We start from the raw sequence: 16287 nt of genomic DNA, 5'->3' as shown, positions 1-16287 counted from the left end.
TAAAACCGCACCTCCAATTGTTAGTTATTTGTCTAACAAATTGGGTGCGGTTCACAGACGCTTGCTGGCATTGAGGGTGGTTCTTTTCGTCTTTCGTCGCTTTTTTTGTATTTGCTTCCAAGACGTTGATAGGGATTTCCCTATACGTTTTGCCACAAACACAGCGACTTCTCTAGCAATAACTTTTACAATTTCAATTGCTATCGTGAAAAGAATGTCCATAGTGTCACCTCCTTTCTCCATAAAATAAAAGAGAAAGGAAAGCAACCGACCACCCTGAAATATTCAGTTACGTTATATTAATTATACCATATTTACGGTTGGGTTAATAGCTTAAAAGCCTTGATATGACAACGTTTTTAAGGGTTTTTAAGTTTTGGAATCAGAGATTTGAAATGGTAAAAATAATATTTTTTTTAGAAATGATTGACATAAAACTCTATATATCATAATATTGAGATTGTAATATTAAAGAAATCAAATCCAACATTTTCATATAGACTTTAGATTAGCTAAAAGGACACACCTAAGGCGCATTATGCCATAGGTGTGTCCTTTTTTTGCGTTTAAAGGCTACATAAGGAGGAATACAAACATTGAAGCCATCTAAGTTTCAAAAGAAGCAGATTGTTGCGGTAGGTCTAGCCGCTGCAACAGTAGCGGGTATCTATGGATACAATCATTTCGCAGTAGAAAATGCTGTAAAACCAACAAAAATTGTTGTAGCCGCAAAGGATATACCTGCACATACAGAAATTAAAGAAGACATGCTAGTGGAACGAACTTTACCTGGTGATGCGATTCCCCCAAATGCATTACGTGTAAATAAAAAAGAGGTTGTAGGTAAGTGGACAAATGATGGGCAACCCATTACAGAAAATAGCTATCTCTTTAAAAACAAAGTAGTAAAGAAAGAGGAGTTACCGGACTCTGCTATTTTAAATTTGAAAGATGGAGAAGTTGCTTTCCCGTTACTCGTTGATTTGGAAACAAGTTCAGGGAATAGTATTATCCCAAACACGTATGTGGACTTGTATTTCAAACAAGTTGTGAAAGAAGGAGACAATGAGAAGGTTGTCTTTGGTGGTCTGTTCCAACGTGTACGTGTGACGGCTGCAAAAGATAGCAATACAGAAGATGCATTTGTGCTAGAAAAGAAAGAATCAAAAGAGGAACAAGAAGGAAAACAAAAGCCTAAAGTAACGCGATTATACACACTGGCTGTTTCCCCTGAACAACTTCAATACTTAAATCGTGCAAAAACACTTGGAGATGTCATTCCTGTTGCAGTTGGACAAAAGGTGGAGCAAACAGGGAAAGAATTAGAACCAGCTGAAGGATTCTCACAAATATCTGATCAAAAGAACATTTTAGACTATGTAGAGAAGCATTCGACTAATCCAATTTCTAAAAATGTAAAAGAGTATGTAGCACAGTATCTGAATGAATCTAAGTAAGAAAGGGGTTATTAAGATGGAGCGGCAAGCAAGAATCATTGCCTTTTATGCAACAAACGAAAATGTAGGGAAAAGCACATTAAGTATTGCGATGGCAAATGAATTAGCTCATTTAGGGAAAAAGGTGCTTTATGTTGAAGCAGACCAAGTAAGACCTAGCTTTGCAGTTGGAACTGGTCTTAGCCACGATAGTAAAAACATCTTAGAACTTGTAAGAAAAGAAAATGAATCCAATCTCTCGCAGTATATTTGTACCAAGCAAGATTTATTAGAGAGAAAAGTGAATCCAAGGTTGATGCAAAAATTGCACGATAAGATGGGTTTTCTGGTGTTTCCATCAGGTTATAACTTAGCTCAATTCCCAGAGATTCAAAACAAAGAACTGTTTGTAACGACATTTATAGAATCACTTGTAGATACAGAATACGATTTTATCATTCTATCAGTACCAACTGAATTATCTGAGGTTCTGAGTTATCCAATCCTATACCAATCAGACCTTGTTGTTCATGTATTAAACGGCAACCCTCGTGGTGCAATAGCAATTAAAAGAGAATTACAACTACTAGAAGAAGCAAAGCTAACATTGCCTCGTATGATTCATGTTTTAAATATGGGAGATGAGGATTATGTAGAAGATATTGAAAAGCTTTCTTCCCAAAAAATTGCGGTGACAATTCCGTATGACAGGGATCGTACGAGTTATGAATGGGGGATGCAGTTTGGTTCCCCGCAAATTAATACAAAGGTCCATCACATTATGGAAGCAGCTGGTCTTGATATTCCAACCCAGCATACATCCTCTATGAAAAAGGGTCTCTTTGGTTTACGAAATTAAAAGGGAGGCAGTAGTATGTGGGGCTATTTACAGGGAAAACAAGTCGCCTTAAAGAGAAATCGAGTTGATTTATATCATTTTGGTTATATGATTCGTTCTAAATCAGCTCGAAAGTTAGGAACAACTACAGCTCAACAAATTAAAGATATAACAGATGAAATTCGTGCGTTTTTAGTTAAAGAACATCGTGATATCTTAAGTGAATCTTTTATGAATAAGGAAAAAAAAGCAGCTGTAGAGCAAATCATCAAAAGTTTCTTATTAAGTAATCAAGTCGTCATTTCAGAGGTACCTTCTGAACAGTTACTGAACATGGTGTGTGACGATATTGTGGGATTTGGAATTATTCAACCTCTGATTGATGATAAAGATGTAACAGATATTTATATCAATGGCATAAAAGAGATTATATACGAAAAAATTGGTGAGGGAGAATGCAAATACAAGTATCGATATGAAGCTGAAGAAGATGTAAAAGCCTTAGCTTATAAGATGGTAAACAGTACGTCAGAATCACTTAATACAGCAAAGCCATCTGTCGACTGCGTGTTCCCTTATATTCGTATCAATATCGCCTTAGATGAGATTGCTGGACTTGGTACAACAATTACTATTCGTAAGAATGCAGATCATCTTCGTGCCTCAGAAGAACGTATGTTATCCACAAATCAAGCATCGAAAGAGATGTTGGACTTTTTGGCGGCAGCTGTGAAAGCCAAAATGAATATTTTAATTGCTGGAGCAACAGGAACAGGGAAAACGGAGTTTATGAAGTACCTCGCTTCTCATATACCAAAGAATGAACGTACTCTTGTAGTGGAAGATAATCCTGAACTCTATTTACATCGCATATTTCCAGAGCATCATTTTGTTCCGATGCAATGTAGAGCATCCGAAGTTGAAGAAAATGCAATTGATTTTGATAGATTGTTAACGAATGCTTTACGTCAAGGACTAAAGAGATTACTTGTAGGGGAATCAAGGGGGGGAGAAGCCCTGAAAATGATTAACTTCTTCCAAACGGGACACTCGGGTTCTACCTCTGTCCATGCAAGAAGTGCAAAAGAAGCAGTAAGACGTTTAATGCTTATGTGTCTACAAAGTGGTGCGAATATTGGTGCTCAATATTTATATGAATTAATTTCACAGACATTTGATGTGATTGTCTTTTTCGAAAAGAAAGATGATGGGAATCGTTATATTACAGAGATGATTGAATTATTGGATTATCAAGGTGATATACAATTTAATCAACTTTCTCAGTTTATTCCGACATACGAGGAACATGATGAAATGAATGAAAGAGTAGGAAAGATTCATGGCCAGCATAAAATTACAGCAAGAATGTCAGCCGAAATGGAGAGGAAATTCCGTTCTTCTTCTGTAAACCCGGCTCTTTATGCACCATTCCTTTCACAACAGGAGGTGCAGTATGCATAGTTTGTTCGCCTATGGATGTATATTATTAATCTTTATTAGTATAGTATTACTTGTTTTACTTTTTGCAAAATCTAAAGGTTCTGCACTTTCCCAATTTGTACAAGAAAATGAGAAAGAAGAAAGGCGCTTAGAATTAAGGAATATTAAAGGCATACGAATGTATCTGCCACAATCTGTTATCCAAGAAGCCCAAAAGTACGAGTGGAAATTGACGAAAAGTATGTACTGGGTATATACGATTCTTTCGGGAATGAGTATAGCAGCAATATTCTACTTCTCCTTTGGAAGAGATCCTTTTACACTGATTTCTGCTTTATGTGGATTTTTAGTACCGAGATTTCTTCTCTATCGAAGAAAAAAACGTTACTACTTGGTTGTTATTGACCGTCTTTCTATTTATATGAAGGCAGTAGCGAATGCTCTTCAAATTAGTAATAACGCTAAACGCGTGTTAGTACAAGTAAAGCCAATGATGCATGAGAGCATTCAAGAAGAAATAGAAAAAGTTTCTCTTTTATTAGAAGGTGGAACTACAATGCACCGTGCATTTAAAGGATTCAATGAAACTTTTAATTTTAGAGAATTGGTTTTCTTCCATGAAATGTTGGAAGTATGTAGTCGAGAAGGCGGGGCGAATTCAGTACAAGTCTTATTAGATATTGCAGAAGATTTCGAAAAACAAAAGCTATATCTGGCAAGATTACGTTCTAGTTTGTCACAAGCACAACGTGCGTTTGTACAGAACTGCTTAATCGTGATTGCCATGCCGATTGTGATTATGTTGATGTCAAAAGAAGCATATGGATTTTTAGCAGGTTCTATGATGGGGAAAATTGCATTAGCGGTAAATATGTTCATTGTATTTTTCTTAGCAACCCGTGTAGAAAAGATTGCAAATTATAATCCAACAGAAAGAGGGGAATAAAGTGGCTACGATTTTAGCTTTAGTGGTATTCGTTGTCATGTACTGGGTATTCTCTACCTTTCTACAAAGTAAAAAAGATAGCGGTAGCCTACTTACAAACTATGTAGAAAATGCAAAACGAATTGAAAAAAAGAATTTAAATCAAATGATGCTCGCTCCCTTCCAGTCGTTATCACATAAGTATCTGACAGAAGAAAAGAAAGAGCTGATCCAGAAAAAATTAGAAGAAGCTGGTTTGGATACGAAACCAGAAGAATATTTGAAAATGAAGGTTGCGTATCCCATCATTTTCACTTCTGTTTTCTTGATATGTACAGTGTTTCATGATTACTACTTATTTAAAGTAGGCGTTTTGATTTCACCACTGCTTTATTTCTATCCTGATTATCTATTAAAGAGAAGAATCAAGCAGGCGATAGAAGCAAGGAAGTTCGAATTACCGGAGTATTTAATTCCTATGCTGCAGTTGTTAAAAACACATACAACATTAGAAGCAGTAAAAAAGGCGCAGATATATGCTGGAAGACATCTTCGACCGTATGTATCTACACTTACAGCGGAATTAGAAATGTATGCGGGTTCGGATCAACCATTTAGAAACTTTGCTGCAGCCTTAAATAGTCCAGAAGTAAATACCTTTACGATTGCATTGCAACAAGCACAAAAAACGGACAAGGTACAGAGTCTTCGTATTATGGATGCACAGATTAAAATGATGCGTGAGTTAAAACATGAGAACTATAACCGTCTCATTCAAAATAAGCCAATGGAAATGAATAAATTTAACGTAGCTGTTATTGGATGTATTGTAATTTATCCAATGGTTATTGTTATTCAATCCTTAATGCAAGGATTTGCAAGTATATAGAAAAACATTATTCAAAATGGAATAGGTAAAGGAGCAAAATATATGTTAACGAAAATGAAGAATTGGTTAAAAAATGAAGACTCACAATTATCGTCAGAAAACGGTATGTTAATCGCTTTGGCGGTAATTATCGTATTAGTAATTGGCCCGTTTGTATGGAAAGCAATCCAAGGTGGTTATGATACGATCCTGGCACGATTCACAAAAGCATCAAGCAATGCAGATGTGAATTCTTGGAACAAATAATAGAAGTTTTAAATCAAGGATGTTTATTACGTATAGCTCAAATAAATGGATAAGGGAGATTCAATCATGTTAGGAAAAGTGAAGAATTGGTTAAAAAATGAGGATTCACAGTTGTCATCAGAAAACGGAATGTTAATCGCTTTAGCGGTAATTATTGTATTAGTAATTGGACCGTTTGTATGGAAAGCAATCCAAGGTGGTTATGATACGATCCTGGCAAGATTCACAAAAGCATCAAGCAATGCAGACGTGAATTCTTGGAATAAGTAATAAAAGATTTAAATAGTTAAGTTCTTATTTTAGTAAATTCTTAAAATCGATATATAAAGGAGACGAAATGCAATGTTATCAAAAATGAAGAATTGGTTAAAAAATGAGGATTCACAGTTGTCATCAGAAAACGGAATGTTAATCGCTTTAGCGGTAATTATTGTATTAGTAATTGGACCGTTTGTATGGAAAGCAATCCAAGGTGGTTATGATACAATTCTAGCTCGATTCACAAAAGCATCAAGCAATGCAGATGTAGATTCTTGGAACAAAAAATAAGTTTTAGATTGAAAATAAGAGGGGGCGTGTTTCATATAGCTCCCTCCTTTTAAAACATAAGGAAGTAGGTAAAAGATCTGTTAATTCAATTCGGGTATGAATTAATCGAAAACCTATGTGATAGATATGGAACGACTATTGAGGTCATTGACCATACCGAAAAGACCGAGGAACAAGAATTAGTAGAAAGTTTAATTCAGATTGCCACTGTTCTCAGCAGTAGACTGCAAGGTAAAAGAGCCAATAAAGCCAAGAAGATGATTAAGGAGTTGATGGAAAATGATACTTGCAAGGAAAATAAGAATAAGACCGAATAAAGAACAAGAACATCAACTTTGGAAATCTGTCGGAACAGCCCGATGGGCTTATAACTGGACATTAGGTAAACAGGAAGAAAATCATAAGCACGGTGGTAAATTTTTATCTGACGGCATCCTTCGTAAAGAATTAACAGTTTTGAAGCAAACAGAAGAATATGCATGGCTATATGAGGTATCCAATAACATTACAAAGCAAGCGATTAAAGATGCTTGTCAAGCATATAAGCGATTCTTCAAGGGACTGACTGATAAACCACGTTTCAAAAGTAGAAGAAAATCAAAGCCGTCTTTTTATAATGATAATGTGAAATTGAAAGTCCGAAATAACGAGGTGTTGATTGAAAAAGTTGGATGGATGAAAATCTCAGAATCATTACCAATCGATGTGAAGTATACGAATCCACGTATTCATTTCGATGGGAAGTATTGGTATTTGTCCGTAGGTATTGAAGAAGAGAAAATGCAGCAAAAACTAACAATTGAGAGTTTAGGGATAGATGTAGGCATTAAAGAACTTGCAGTGTGTTCGAATGGAATGAAATTCAAAAACATTAATAAAACAAAGGTAGTTAAGCAGGCGGAGAAACGCCTTCGTAGGTTGCAACGTCAAGTTTCTCGTAAATATGAAATGAATAAGGAGGGGAGCCGTTTCGTCAAAACCATCAACATTATAAAACTTGAAAAGAAGATACAACTCTTACATAGGCGCTTGAAAAATGTCCGAGATAATCATATTCACCAAGTAACTACTGCAATCGTGAAAACCAAACCTTGCAGAGTTGTGATGGAAATGTTGAATATCAAAGGAATGATGAAGAATAAACACTTATCAAAAGCTATTGCACAACAAAATTTATATGATTTCAAAATGAAAATACAGTATAAGTGTGAGAAATATGGGATTGAGTATATGGAAGCTGATAAGTGGTTTCCTTCGTCTAAAATGTGTTCGACTTGCGGTGAAATCAAAAAAACTTTGCGTTTATCCGAAAGGATATACACCTGTGACTGTGGACATGAAATAGACAGAGATTTCAACGCATCTATTAATTTGTCGCGTTATCAATTAGCAACTTAACACATGAACGTTATTGCTAATATGTAGGATTCGTTGTATCCGAATTCACGCCCTCGGAGTGTTATATCAAACGAAAGTAGCTTCGGCAAAATCGGACACGTAGAACAGGGAAATAAACAAACTTTATATAGTTTTATAAGGTTTTTGCAACGGGAATCGAGTCTTATATCCTTATACAGTAATGGAGAGTTCAATTGCTGTTTTTAAGCGATTAAACGTACCTAATAATGCTTATATTTCAGCAATATGTGAGGCGAAATCACAAGGATTAGGAGAATTAGTTTCTATGATGATGGAAGCTGGGAAACAAGGAGAGAATTTGATTATTATGCGCTACTGTTTTAAAAGATGCTCCAAGCTGTTCAAAAGAATTAGAAATTAGTAATATCTCTTTGTTTCCAGAAAGAGAACCCGGTACCAATATACCGAGGGATAGAAGACATATAACTTCGGATATAAACAAAGATGTATATCAAGATTCACCCACGATTGATAAGGTAATACCTTACCAGGGTAGTTCTGGAAAGGGCAAGTTAATATCAAATAGTACTATTGTGACTCCAATGAAACAAGGGGATCGCCTAAAAATAAGAAAATGGGCTACACCGATCCAATTACCAAATAACCGTACAGTCACAAAGAATGATACGAACAAAGAAATAAATGGATGGTCTACATTTAGTATGAATACTCAAGTTGCAAATAATCCGTTTTATATTACCGAGCAACGAGGCGTAACTTTTTATATGCTTGCCTATTCTGAAGGAATTACATATGTAGATGAGTTGAAAGTGGGATACGCATCGGAAGCAGAAGTATACCAAGGGAATCAGCAAATATATAATGGTAGACTCTCTGACCATGTAGATAAAGAAGAAAAAGATCAGGCAGTGCCCACAACACCAGGAGGCCTCCAAATTGAAAATAGAGAACTGAAAAAAAATAAAGTAACGTTTGCCCCTGCGAAAGATGATGGGAGTACCTATCATTATAAAATCCGTGGAATTGGTAGGAATGACGTTTCGGACTTTTCTAAGGAAGTTCCTGCAACTGTAACAAGTGGCGTAAAAGGATATGAATATGTAGTGAATGATAAATCCGACACATCAATTGATAAAGTAAGTGGTGTTCAGTTTACAAATCAGACTAGCATTCAGTTTCCGACTGATTATGCGAAACCACAATATGTACATATCCGAACAGTAGATAAAGCTGGGAATAAAAGTGCGACGAAGCATATTTCTACCACACAAAAAGGACGAGTAGATATGCTTACTGTTCCTAAAAGTGTAGAGTTTACCCCAATTCAACTAAATGGAGAAAAGCAAAATTCATTTGGTACATTAGGTAAACTCATGATACATGATAGTCGAAATCAAGCGGATGGATGGAGATTGAATATGACAATTTCTCCATTTACAGAGTCGAACATTGCAAAACAATTGCCAAAGGGTTCTCTATCCATAAAGAATCAAGTGAGTGTAACAAAAGTAAAGGGTCCAGAGACAGGGAAACCTATTATACAGATTCCAAATACACCTATTGATAATGGGGCAGCACACACTATTATCCGGGCTTCGAAAGATGTAGCAATTGGAGAATATCAACTCGATTTTGGACAAAATGGATTACAACTGCAGATAGATCCAGGGACAACTTATGTAGGGAAGAATCGGCAAGTTACTTATACTTCTACGGTCACTTGGTCTCTAGTGAGTGGACCGTAATAATCCATCTAAACAGGAAAAAATAAGGAGGGAAAATTATGAATATATATGTAATAGGAATACTACTAGGATATATGACCCTGAATATATTTACTGACTTGAAATATAGAAAAACGAAAAATATATGGCATTTGCTATTCTTAATTGTAGGTATAGGAATCACGTATTTTGCTGGAATAAGAACAGGTAAAGAGATTGTGATTGTACTAGCCATGGCCTTAGCATGTGGTTTGTTGTTAGAGACATTTAAATTTTCTTCACCAGGTGATACAAAAATGCTTGTTGTGGTAGCTGTATATGTTAGTAATGTAGTAGAAGAAACAGCTATCCTTACCGCTATTACATTAACAGCTTTCCATTTACTATTCTTTTGGGTCGCTAGTGTGTATCGATTAATTAAAATTTTAGGGTTTGTAGGAGCGATTAAAGACCAATTGGAGCATGCTGCTTCTATATTTGGGGCAAAACTACCAAAGAAAGAAATACAGCTGATACAGAGCTTTCCGGGGGCTTGTTCTATTTTATTAGGAGCAATTGTGTATGTTGCTTTCACAATTTATCAAAACGGAGGTGTTTTAGCTTGAATAGTAGAATCATTCATCAAAGAGAAACGTATATTTATTTCACGATATTCGCATTAGTAGGGGTACTTATTACAAATATGTTTATTAATATGGTGTTTATACTAGCGTATCCGTTACTTATCGGATTAATTGTACAGGTTGTCCTGCTTCAGAGGATAAAAAAACCGTTTTATAGGAGTGGAAAAGAATTAACGGAACAGTTAAAACTAAAAAATATATTCTTAGTAGAATCAAATATTTTAGGAGATGAAGAAGGAACTGTCTATGAGGTGCATCAAAAGCCTTTTACATTCTCAAATGGACTAATTAATAAAGAGAAGAGTTATAAGGTAATAAAACAAGATTATAAAAAAAAAGTAAAAGAAGATTTAACGAAAATTGCAAAATGGCAAGTTACAACAAAAGCTAGACTTGTTACAACAACACATTTTCGTTTATATACAATTTGGCAGAAAAATAGTACAGGCTATCAGCTAAAAAAAATAGAGGATTGTATTGATCCATATGCCAAGATGAATCTTATACAATGGGTGATTGCTTCATTCTGTACAACTGGTCGTATTAAGTATGATAAGAAGCCGAAAGAGTGGGCAAGTTATGAATGGATTGCGTTAAGGTAAATAAAAAGATAGGGAAAAAAACCAAGTAGTTCAGTTACTGTAGGGAAACTTATTAGTATGCTGTTTGTATTTAGCCTATCTATTATTGATTTAAGGGGATTAATTATGCAGGATTTTTTGCTACAGAAGATAAAAAATCCATTTTATGAATTTAATAATATCGTGTTTATTGGCGATATTCTGCCTAAATAATAATATGAGTGCACTAAGCGATAAGTTTAAAATTCAACATCTATGCAGTTTAAACGTATTAAAAAAGCTTGTTACAAACCTATGTAATAGTTTAAAGAAATCTGAAATGGTTAGTGCTACAGGTCATAAAGGACAATTAATTTGGCTGATAGCAGATGATGCAGGTAAAGAGAAAAAAATACAATGGAATTACATCTGAATTTGAATAATTAAAAGAAAAAATGGTCTAGATTTAGACCATTTTTTTGTAGATGATTTTTATAGAAACGATATCAAAAATTGCCTTCTTCCGACTAGGAATACTTTAATTTTAATAATATGTATTGGACGCCAATCTAAATGTTATTTCATTTTGCTTTTAAGCTTTTTTCATACGCTTTAACTTCGTCAATAGTTTTAAATACTTTTAAATCAAATATCTTTTCTCCATCAATACATACAACTAATACTCCATCTTGAGCTTGAAGAACACTACCTACATTACCTTTTCCAAGTGAAATACTGAAGGGATTCTCTACATTTAATGTTTTCTTTTTAGCAAGATAATCTTTAAATGACATACCAATGGATAGCTCGTCTTTTAAGCCTTTAATAGTGTTACCAGAAGTAATTGTTGATCGATCCTTTTTCGTAGCCTCTTCTTGTTTGCGTTGTTCTTCAGCCTTTTTCTGTTCTTCTATTTTCTTTTGTTCATTTTCCTGTTTTTGCTCATCTAACTTCTTTTGTTCATCTTCTTTTTTAGTTTCTTGTTTTGGTTCTTCTGATGTACTTGCTTTATCATTTGAACCACAAGCAGCTAATCCCATAAGTAATGCGCTACAAGTTAGTGCTGTAAGTAATTTGCGTTTCATATATTTGTCCTCCACACATTCAATTTGTAAGATTTCTGAAACAAGCATAACAAATTCAGTCATAACTATTTTGTCATATTATGTCGAATGGGAATAAAAAAAGAGAGCCGAAGCTCTCTTTTTCAATTAATAGCAACTAAGGATGCCTCAATGATATATCGTTCCGGTGCATCTCCAATATAGTTAAATGGATAACATGTAGTTAATGTTAAAGTTGATTTATCTTTTGCGACAATTACAGTACGATCATTTGCATCTGTAATCCAATGTTTTTGAATTTGATAAATGTATACTCTTTTATCATACTCAACTAAAATATAGTCATTTTCTTGTAGATCTCCCAAATTAGTAAATACCGTATCACGATGTCCGCTTAAAACTGTATGTCCATTACCTGAAGGAGTAGTCGTAATATCGCTAACAAACATTCCTACTCCTTTTTTTAAAGTTTTAGCATCAGCACCCCAGTAAACTTGATATTTTTGTTTAATTTTGGGTATAACCATATAGGCGATTTTTTCTCCCATTTGATGCTGAGCTTGAGAAGCTGGAATCTGTTTTGGTGATCCTGGTAATGGTTCATTAGTGTTTGTAAGGTTAGTTTCTTGATTTGGTAGAGTATAACGGGATTGTTCTTTGTTTGATTCATCACTTGCATCTTTTCCATCATTAGTGGCAGATTGTATATTTTGATATTGTTGAATTTCATTACTTGTTAAGGCTTCAACAGTTTTTCTTGCATCATACCAATCTATAAAGTAATAAACAAAAGCAAAAGAGCCTATAGTAATTAATAAAACTCCCAACCAATCAAGTTTTTTCAAGTTTATCACTCCACATTAAAAACGACAGGAATATTCCTGCCGTCTTTAGGTATTAGTTTATGCATTCGTTTTTTTACGACGGAATATAAGAATTGAACCGGCTAATACTAAGCCAGCACTTGCAAGCATCATTGTAACACCGTTTGATGCTGTATTAGGCAACTTTTCACCTTGTTTTTTTGTTTCAGCCTTTACAGCTGTTTGCTTAGTTTGCTCTTGCTTATTGGTTGTTGCTTGGTTGTTTTGTTGTGTATTTTCTTGTTTTACAGGTTCTTGTTTAGTATTTTCCTGTTTAACTTGCTCTTGTGGTTTGTTTTCATCTTTTTTAGTAGGCTGTTTACTAGCTAAAAATTGATCGTAATCCCCTTTTTTTACTTCACAAGGTAAACCATCATTGTCACGATCTAAATCATGAGGATCGTTAGTCGCACTGTATCCATTGCTGTGCCAGAATTCCATAACCTCCTGTTTGTTTTTAAAGTGACTGCAATTCTTGTCATTTGGATTTTTTTCTGCAAATGCAGCAGAGCTGTATCCTACTGTTAATAGTGTGAACGCTGTTGCTGAAGCTAATAGTTTTTTCATGAATTTCTCCATCTCCCTAAATGGTATGTATTTACATAGAAATATTTTACATTCTAAAAATTAAAAATACAATAATAATTTGTTGATAAATGTAAGATTTCCACACAATGATAGCAAATCATTAATTCTTATATTGTTATATTTGTCGAACGAAAATAAAAAAGAGAGCCGCGGCGGCAACACCAAGCGATATAATCAAAAAGTTGAATACGACTATGGATTCTGAAGTTTGTGATACACATGGCATGAATAAGATGAAGTTCGGTGGGCAAGTTGTGTTTGCCCGCGTTACTTCCTTGAAAACGATAGTAAGAAGCCTCAGCAACAGGAGCAAGCGAAATACGATGCTGATAAAGCTCATGAGAAGAAATTGATGTTTTATCAACAAAGCATGATTACACATAGCAACATTAAGAAAGCAAACTTTGACAATTATGAACTCGCAAAGGTCATTGCGACGGATTATTGCAATAGAAATGTATTTAACACGATTAAGGCCGGGAATTGTGGGGCAGGGAAACACATTTCGCTTATGCTATCGTGGATCAGCTTGCAGGAGCAGGGAAATCAGTTGTCTTCATTACAGGCGGTGAATTGCTATGAAAGATAAAAAGTAAATTCAGTAAAGATTCTACATTAACTGAGGATGCTATTATTCGGAGCTTAGTAAAAGCAGAAGTATTGATAATCGATAATTTAGAAGCAGAATTAGGCGCGTTAGATGTCAATGCCAAAGCGAAAAACCTCATTAATAGGGTGTTATTCGATGTTTTCGATAGTAGGCAAGGTAAATTATCTTCAAGACAAACCTCACAGGAAAGCGTTTAGATGAGGCATACGATGAACGGATTGTATCGTGGATTCTAAATAACTTCAGAACGATCACTTTTAAAGAAAGGCATTGCCATTTTAAAAGGGGAATAACCGATGTGTGTATGTGAGAACGGGAGTAATTAAGAACAACATGGGGAATGGCTGCTATCAATTTGCACTGTGTATTTGCGAAGTAGGGAATCTCAGTCCTGAAGAAATGGGTAGAAGACGTTATGCTGTTATGGCGGAGTTAAAAGAAATTCATTAATTACAACTGGAGGGAGAATGGGATGTCATGACTTGGAACGGATTTGAAAAAGGAGAATTACACAATGGTGTTGCAGCAGTGAAAGTACATGAAGAAATCGCGTGGTAATTTATATATACCTTTATAAGAGTTGGGCTTAGTGTTTAATAAAAGTGAAGCGGTTCAATTACGAGAAATGTGGGATGAGGATAAAGATATTCTTGAAATAGCAAAAGAGTTAGGAAGACATCAACTAAAAATTGTCGTATTAATCATGGCTCAAGCGGATAAGAACAAAATTAAATCTCGCTCAATGGGGTAAGGGGCATGAAACAATTAACACTGGAGGATGTAGTCGGAAGTTTTGATTATACCGCAACAAGTACCGTAGACAAATTCTTGAAGTGTAATAGCGTTATGACGTACTCAGTAGAGTTTTACGATAAAGATGAGAAGTGGAAGCTTCGTTGGTTTGAGGCAAAGTCTGAAGGCAAAGCGATAGAAATGGCTAAAAAGAAATACGGAAAGATAAGAGGCCATCAAAAAGTGTTGTATTTGAAACACGTGACGTTTCATAAAGGGATTATAAAATTATTTATATATTACGTATAAATAATTTTCGGACGGAATGAATAAAAATATACAAAATCCTTATTTAAATATAGAAGCCCTAGGATTAGGGGGCTAGGGCTTCTAGTCATGGTATATCTCACACGACATTATAAAAAGAAAAGAACATACTGAAGATAACACATGAATGTTTCATAAATGTATCAAAAAAGTGAACAAAAAGTGATTTTGTAAATCAAGGTAGTCAGCACAATTAACTAACGTCTTGTTGAAAAAAGAAGCCCCGCAGAAAATGTTACAGGGCTTCATAAGATTGAGTTATGTCGTACTCACAAGAGATTTTAACATGGATTTAGCGGTGAATAAATTGGTAAATGTGTCCAACCAATCTAAAACTATTATCTTAAACAAAAACGTTAGTTTAACACAAAGGGAAATTGAAATTTATCAAGCTATACTTAAATAAGTCAAAGCAGTAAATCCGTAAACCAATAAGGTACAAGTAGCAAGGAATTTTATAATTTCATTTGTAGAAATAATAGTTACAAACAGTGCTACAGATGCTCCTATAAAGAATTGGTACTTCGTATGTATATTTGTAAGATTGATTATTACAAGTACAGTGAAGAAAAGTGAAACGAAGTTAAAATATCTCCTTATTGTCATATTTCCTTTCAATGTTTGATCTATATTTATCATACCGAATTGTACCAGTTATAACATACTTTGTAATGAATCTTTAAAAAATTCATTTGGTCATAAATAAAAAGGCGATCGTTTCCGCAACCACCTTTTTATAAAACAGAGCAACTTTTTCAGAAATAAAGTATGAATAATTTCTGAAAAGGTCATAGGATATAATCCCATTTTTATAACCTAAGTGACGAGCTTAATTTATAAGAAAGGAATGACTACATTATATGAAAACTTGTCTAATGAGGTTACATATAAAAGAACAGCTAGCAAAAGCTAACTGCTCAATACAAGGAGATACAGAGAAAACTAAATGGATTTTGGCATACAGCCTATCAACATTATGGACATAATATTGAGTTTTATTCGAAGGAATTCATGTTTTACAAATTAGATTATGATAGTTGATATTTTCCATATTGACCAAAAAAGAACCAAAAATTCTAGTGAAATTCCAAGTGTTCTTTTCCTAGTTTTTTGAAGTTCTTTTACTAAATAGCCAACAGCACTAATTGCTATAAGAATGAAAAGAATAAGTTCTAGTGTAACTGGCATTTGATTTGCTCCTAATCTCGTAATTTAATTTAGTATATAACGATTATAAGATGTTTTTGTGGTTAGTGGTGAAAAATTAAACAAAACAATCTCTATATGAAAAAAGGTCCTGTTGTCTCCAACAGAACCCCTTCTAAAATGGCAAAGAGTAACTCTTACCTTACTCTTTGTTTATATACTACAGGACTATTAATGGAAATCCAAGGCTCCTTATATTGAGAAATAAAGAAGAATCATTATAAAGAATTTTATCATTGTTATAAATAAAGGAGCAGTTAGCAAAAACTAACTGCTCCTCTCCAAGG

Annotated in this window: 19 protein-coding genes and 4 pseudogenes; 17 read left to right on the top strand and 6 right to left on the bottom strand. The window is 34.5% G+C overall.

What is annotated here, in order from left to right:
- Window positions 1–51 precede the first annotated feature (51 nt).
- The gene (locus tag RTP99_RS27085) at window positions 52–222 is read right to left on the bottom strand and encodes a hypothetical protein (RefSeq protein ID WP_000353182.1); all 171 of its coding nucleotides are present in this window, start codon (window positions 220–222) and stop codon (window positions 52–54) included.
- Window positions 223–596: 374 nt separating this feature from the next.
- Here RTP99_RS27085 and cpaB point away from each other — a divergent pair, with 374 nt between their 5' ends.
- The 13 genes and pseudogenes from cpaB (at window position 597) to RTP99_RS27020 (ending at window position 10652) form a co-directional block, all read left to right on the top strand.
- Window positions 597–1457, top strand: a complete 861-nt coding sequence (gene cpaB / locus RTP99_RS27080; protein ID WP_000804792.1) for a Flp pilus assembly protein CpaB — start codon at window positions 597–599, stop codon at window positions 1455–1457.
- A 16-nt stretch (window positions 1458–1473) separates the two neighbouring features.
- Window positions 1474–2295, top strand: a complete 822-nt coding sequence (locus RTP99_RS27075) for a CpaE/TadZ family protein (protein ID WP_000441032.1) — start codon at window positions 1474–1476, stop codon at window positions 2293–2295.
- A 15-nt stretch (window positions 2296–2310) separates the two neighbouring features.
- Window positions 2311–3735, top strand: coding sequence for a TadA family conjugal transfer-associated ATPase (locus RTP99_RS27070; RefSeq protein WP_000264623.1), 1425 nt, complete (start codon window positions 2311–2313; stop codon window positions 3733–3735).
- Window positions 3728–4660 carry a hypothetical protein gene (locus RTP99_RS27065; RefSeq protein ID WP_000555801.1) on the top strand — a complete coding sequence of 311 codons (933 nt, stop codon included), beginning with the start codon at window positions 3728–3730 and terminating at the stop codon, window positions 4658–4660. Before RTP99_RS27070 ends, RTP99_RS27065 begins: the two co-directional genes overlap by 8 nt.
- A gap of 1 nt (window position 4661) precedes the next feature.
- Window positions 4662–5528: a hypothetical protein gene (locus tag RTP99_RS27060; RefSeq protein ID WP_000201161.1), complete on the top strand. Its 867-nt coding sequence runs from the start codon at window positions 4662–4664 to the stop codon at window positions 5526–5528.
- Window positions 5529–5570: 42 nt separating this feature from the next.
- The gene (locus RTP99_RS27055; protein ID WP_000956353.1) at window positions 5571–5774 is read left to right on the top strand and encodes a hypothetical protein; all 204 of its coding nucleotides are present in this window, start codon (window positions 5571–5573) and stop codon (window positions 5772–5774) included.
- A 45-nt stretch (window positions 5775–5819) separates the two neighbouring features.
- A complete protein-coding gene (locus tag RTP99_RS27050; protein ID WP_002029145.1) occupies window positions 5820–6044 on the top strand; it encodes a hypothetical protein in 225 nt (74 codons plus the stop codon).
- A gap of 72 nt (window positions 6045–6116) precedes the next feature.
- The gene (locus RTP99_RS27045; protein ID WP_000949458.1) at window positions 6117–6323 is read left to right on the top strand and encodes a hypothetical protein; all 207 of its coding nucleotides are present in this window, start codon (window positions 6117–6119) and stop codon (window positions 6321–6323) included.
- A gap of 71 nt (window positions 6324–6394) precedes the next feature.
- Window positions 6395–6640, top strand: a pseudogene (locus tag RTP99_RS27040) (IS607 family transposase); the annotation flags it as partial.
- Window positions 6603–7721: an RNA-guided endonuclease InsQ/TnpB family protein gene (locus RTP99_RS27035; RefSeq protein WP_000599424.1), complete on the top strand. Its 1119-nt coding sequence runs from the start codon at window positions 6603–6605 to the stop codon at window positions 7719–7721. The pseudogene RTP99_RS27040 and the gene RTP99_RS27035, both read left to right, overlap by 38 nt.
- Window positions 7722–7872: 151 nt before the next feature.
- Window positions 7873–9448: pseudogene (locus RTP99_RS27030) on the top strand (WxL domain-containing protein); the annotation flags it as partial.
- A gap of 38 nt (window positions 9449–9486) precedes the next feature.
- Window positions 9487–10032: a hypothetical protein gene (locus RTP99_RS27025; protein WP_001029022.1), complete on the top strand. Its 546-nt coding sequence runs from the start codon at window positions 9487–9489 to the stop codon at window positions 10030–10032.
- Window positions 10029–10652: a hypothetical protein gene (locus RTP99_RS27020; RefSeq protein ID WP_001088474.1), complete on the top strand. Its 624-nt coding sequence runs from the start codon at window positions 10029–10031 to the stop codon at window positions 10650–10652. Before RTP99_RS27025 ends, RTP99_RS27020 begins: the two co-directional genes overlap by 4 nt.
- Before the next feature lie 539 nt (window positions 10653–11191).
- Here RTP99_RS27020 and RTP99_RS27015 read toward each other — a convergent pair.
- From RTP99_RS27015 to RTP99_RS27005, 3 genes are all read right to left on the bottom strand, one after another.
- The gene (locus RTP99_RS27015) at window positions 11192–11695 is read right to left on the bottom strand and encodes a hypothetical protein (RefSeq protein ID WP_000823722.1); all 504 of its coding nucleotides are present in this window, start codon (window positions 11693–11695) and stop codon (window positions 11192–11194) included.
- Between the two features lie 122 nt (window positions 11696–11817).
- On the bottom strand, window positions 11818–12519 hold the full coding sequence (locus tag RTP99_RS27010; RefSeq protein ID WP_046647062.1) for a class D sortase: 702 nt from the start codon (window positions 12517–12519) through the stop codon (window positions 11818–11820).
- A 57-nt stretch (window positions 12520–12576) separates the two neighbouring features.
- Window positions 12577–13104 carry an excalibur calcium-binding domain-containing protein gene (locus tag RTP99_RS27005; RefSeq protein ID WP_000734522.1) on the bottom strand — a complete coding sequence of 176 codons (528 nt, stop codon included), beginning with the start codon at window positions 13102–13104 and terminating at the stop codon, window positions 12577–12579.
- 215 nt (window positions 13105–13319) lie between these two features.
- Between RTP99_RS27005 and RTP99_RS27000 the strand changes: the two are divergent.
- From RTP99_RS27000 to RTP99_RS26985, 4 genes and pseudogenes are all read left to right on the top strand, one after another.
- Window positions 13320–14045: pseudogene (locus tag RTP99_RS27000) on the top strand (ATP-binding protein).
- Between the two features lie 23 nt (window positions 14046–14068).
- A pseudogene (locus RTP99_RS26995) lies at window positions 14069–14293 on the top strand (hypothetical protein).
- Window positions 14294–14324: 31 nt separating this feature from the next.
- Window positions 14325–14486: a hypothetical protein gene (locus RTP99_RS26990; RefSeq protein ID WP_000482387.1), complete on the top strand. Its 162-nt coding sequence runs from the start codon at window positions 14325–14327 to the stop codon at window positions 14484–14486.
- Window positions 14487–14491: 5 nt separating this feature from the next.
- Entirely contained in the window at window positions 14492–14776 is a 285-nt protein-coding gene (locus RTP99_RS26985; protein ID WP_000811978.1) for a hypothetical protein, read from the top strand.
- Between the two features lie 405 nt (window positions 14777–15181).
- Here the strand turns inward: RTP99_RS26985 and RTP99_RS26980 are convergent, their stop codons facing one another.
- Both RTP99_RS26980 and RTP99_RS26975 read right to left on the bottom strand, forming a co-directional pair.
- Window positions 15182–15400 carry a hypothetical protein gene (locus RTP99_RS26980; protein ID WP_012614917.1) on the bottom strand — a complete coding sequence of 73 codons (219 nt, stop codon included), beginning with the start codon at window positions 15398–15400 and terminating at the stop codon, window positions 15182–15184.
- Between the two features lie 417 nt (window positions 15401–15817).
- The gene (locus RTP99_RS26975) at window positions 15818–15982 is read right to left on the bottom strand and encodes a hypothetical protein (RefSeq protein ID WP_001145521.1); all 165 of its coding nucleotides are present in this window, start codon (window positions 15980–15982) and stop codon (window positions 15818–15820) included.
- Between the last annotated feature and the right edge of the window lie 305 nt (window positions 15983–16287).

The sequence above is a fragment of the Bacillus sp. (in: firmicutes) genome (assembly GCF_031983925.1).
In the GTDB taxonomy this organism is placed as follows: domain Bacteria; phylum Bacillota; class Bacilli; order Bacillales; family Bacillaceae_G; genus Bacillus_A; species Bacillus_A pacificus.
The sequence above is the reverse complement of the archived record's forward strand: the minus strand, read 5'-3'. Positions and strand labels throughout refer to the sequence as shown.

Excerpts from the sequence above, each read along its gene's own strand:
- RTP99_RS27085 (WP_000353182.1), bottom strand. The coding sequence starts at position 222 with ATGGACATTCTTTTCACGATAGCAATTGAAATTGTAAAAGTTATTGCT.
- RTP99_RS27075 (WP_000441032.1), top strand. The coding sequence starts at position 1,474 with ATGGAGCGGCAAGCAAGAATCATTGCCTTTTATGCAACAAACGAAAAT.
- RTP99_RS27070 (WP_000264623.1), top strand. The coding sequence starts at position 2,311 with ATGTGGGGCTATTTACAGGGAAAACAAGTCGCCTTAAAGAGAAATCGA.
- RTP99_RS27065 (WP_000555801.1), top strand. The coding sequence starts at position 3,728 with ATGCATAGTTTGTTCGCCTATGGATGTATATTATTAATCTTTATTAGT.
- RTP99_RS27055 (WP_000956353.1), top strand. The coding sequence starts at position 5,571 with ATGTTAACGAAAATGAAGAATTGGTTAAAAAATGAAGACTCACAATTA.
- RTP99_RS27050 (WP_002029145.1), top strand. The coding sequence starts at position 5,820 with ATGGATAAGGGAGATTCAATCATGTTAGGAAAAGTGAAGAATTGGTTA.
- RTP99_RS27045 (WP_000949458.1), top strand. The coding sequence starts at position 6,117 with ATGTTATCAAAAATGAAGAATTGGTTAAAAAATGAGGATTCACAGTTG.
- RTP99_RS27035 (WP_000599424.1), top strand. The coding sequence starts at position 6,603 with ATGATACTTGCAAGGAAAATAAGAATAAGACCGAATAAAGAACAAGAA.
- RTP99_RS27025 (WP_001029022.1), top strand. The coding sequence starts at position 9,487 with ATGAATATATATGTAATAGGAATACTACTAGGATATATGACCCTGAAT.
- RTP99_RS27015 (WP_000823722.1), bottom strand. The coding sequence starts at position 11,695 with ATGAAACGCAAATTACTTACAGCACTAACTTGTAGCGCATTACTTATG.
- RTP99_RS27005 (WP_000734522.1), bottom strand. The coding sequence starts at position 13,104 with ATGAAAAAACTATTAGCTTCAGCAACAGCGTTCACACTATTAACAGTA.
- RTP99_RS26985 (WP_000811978.1), top strand. The coding sequence starts at position 14,492 with ATGAAACAATTAACACTGGAGGATGTAGTCGGAAGTTTTGATTATACC.
- RTP99_RS26980 (WP_012614917.1), bottom strand. The coding sequence starts at position 15,400 with ATGACAATAAGGAGATATTTTAACTTCGTTTCACTTTTCTTCACTGTA.
- RTP99_RS26975 (WP_001145521.1), bottom strand. The coding sequence starts at position 15,982 with ATGCCAGTTACACTAGAACTTATTCTTTTCATTCTTATAGCAATTAGT.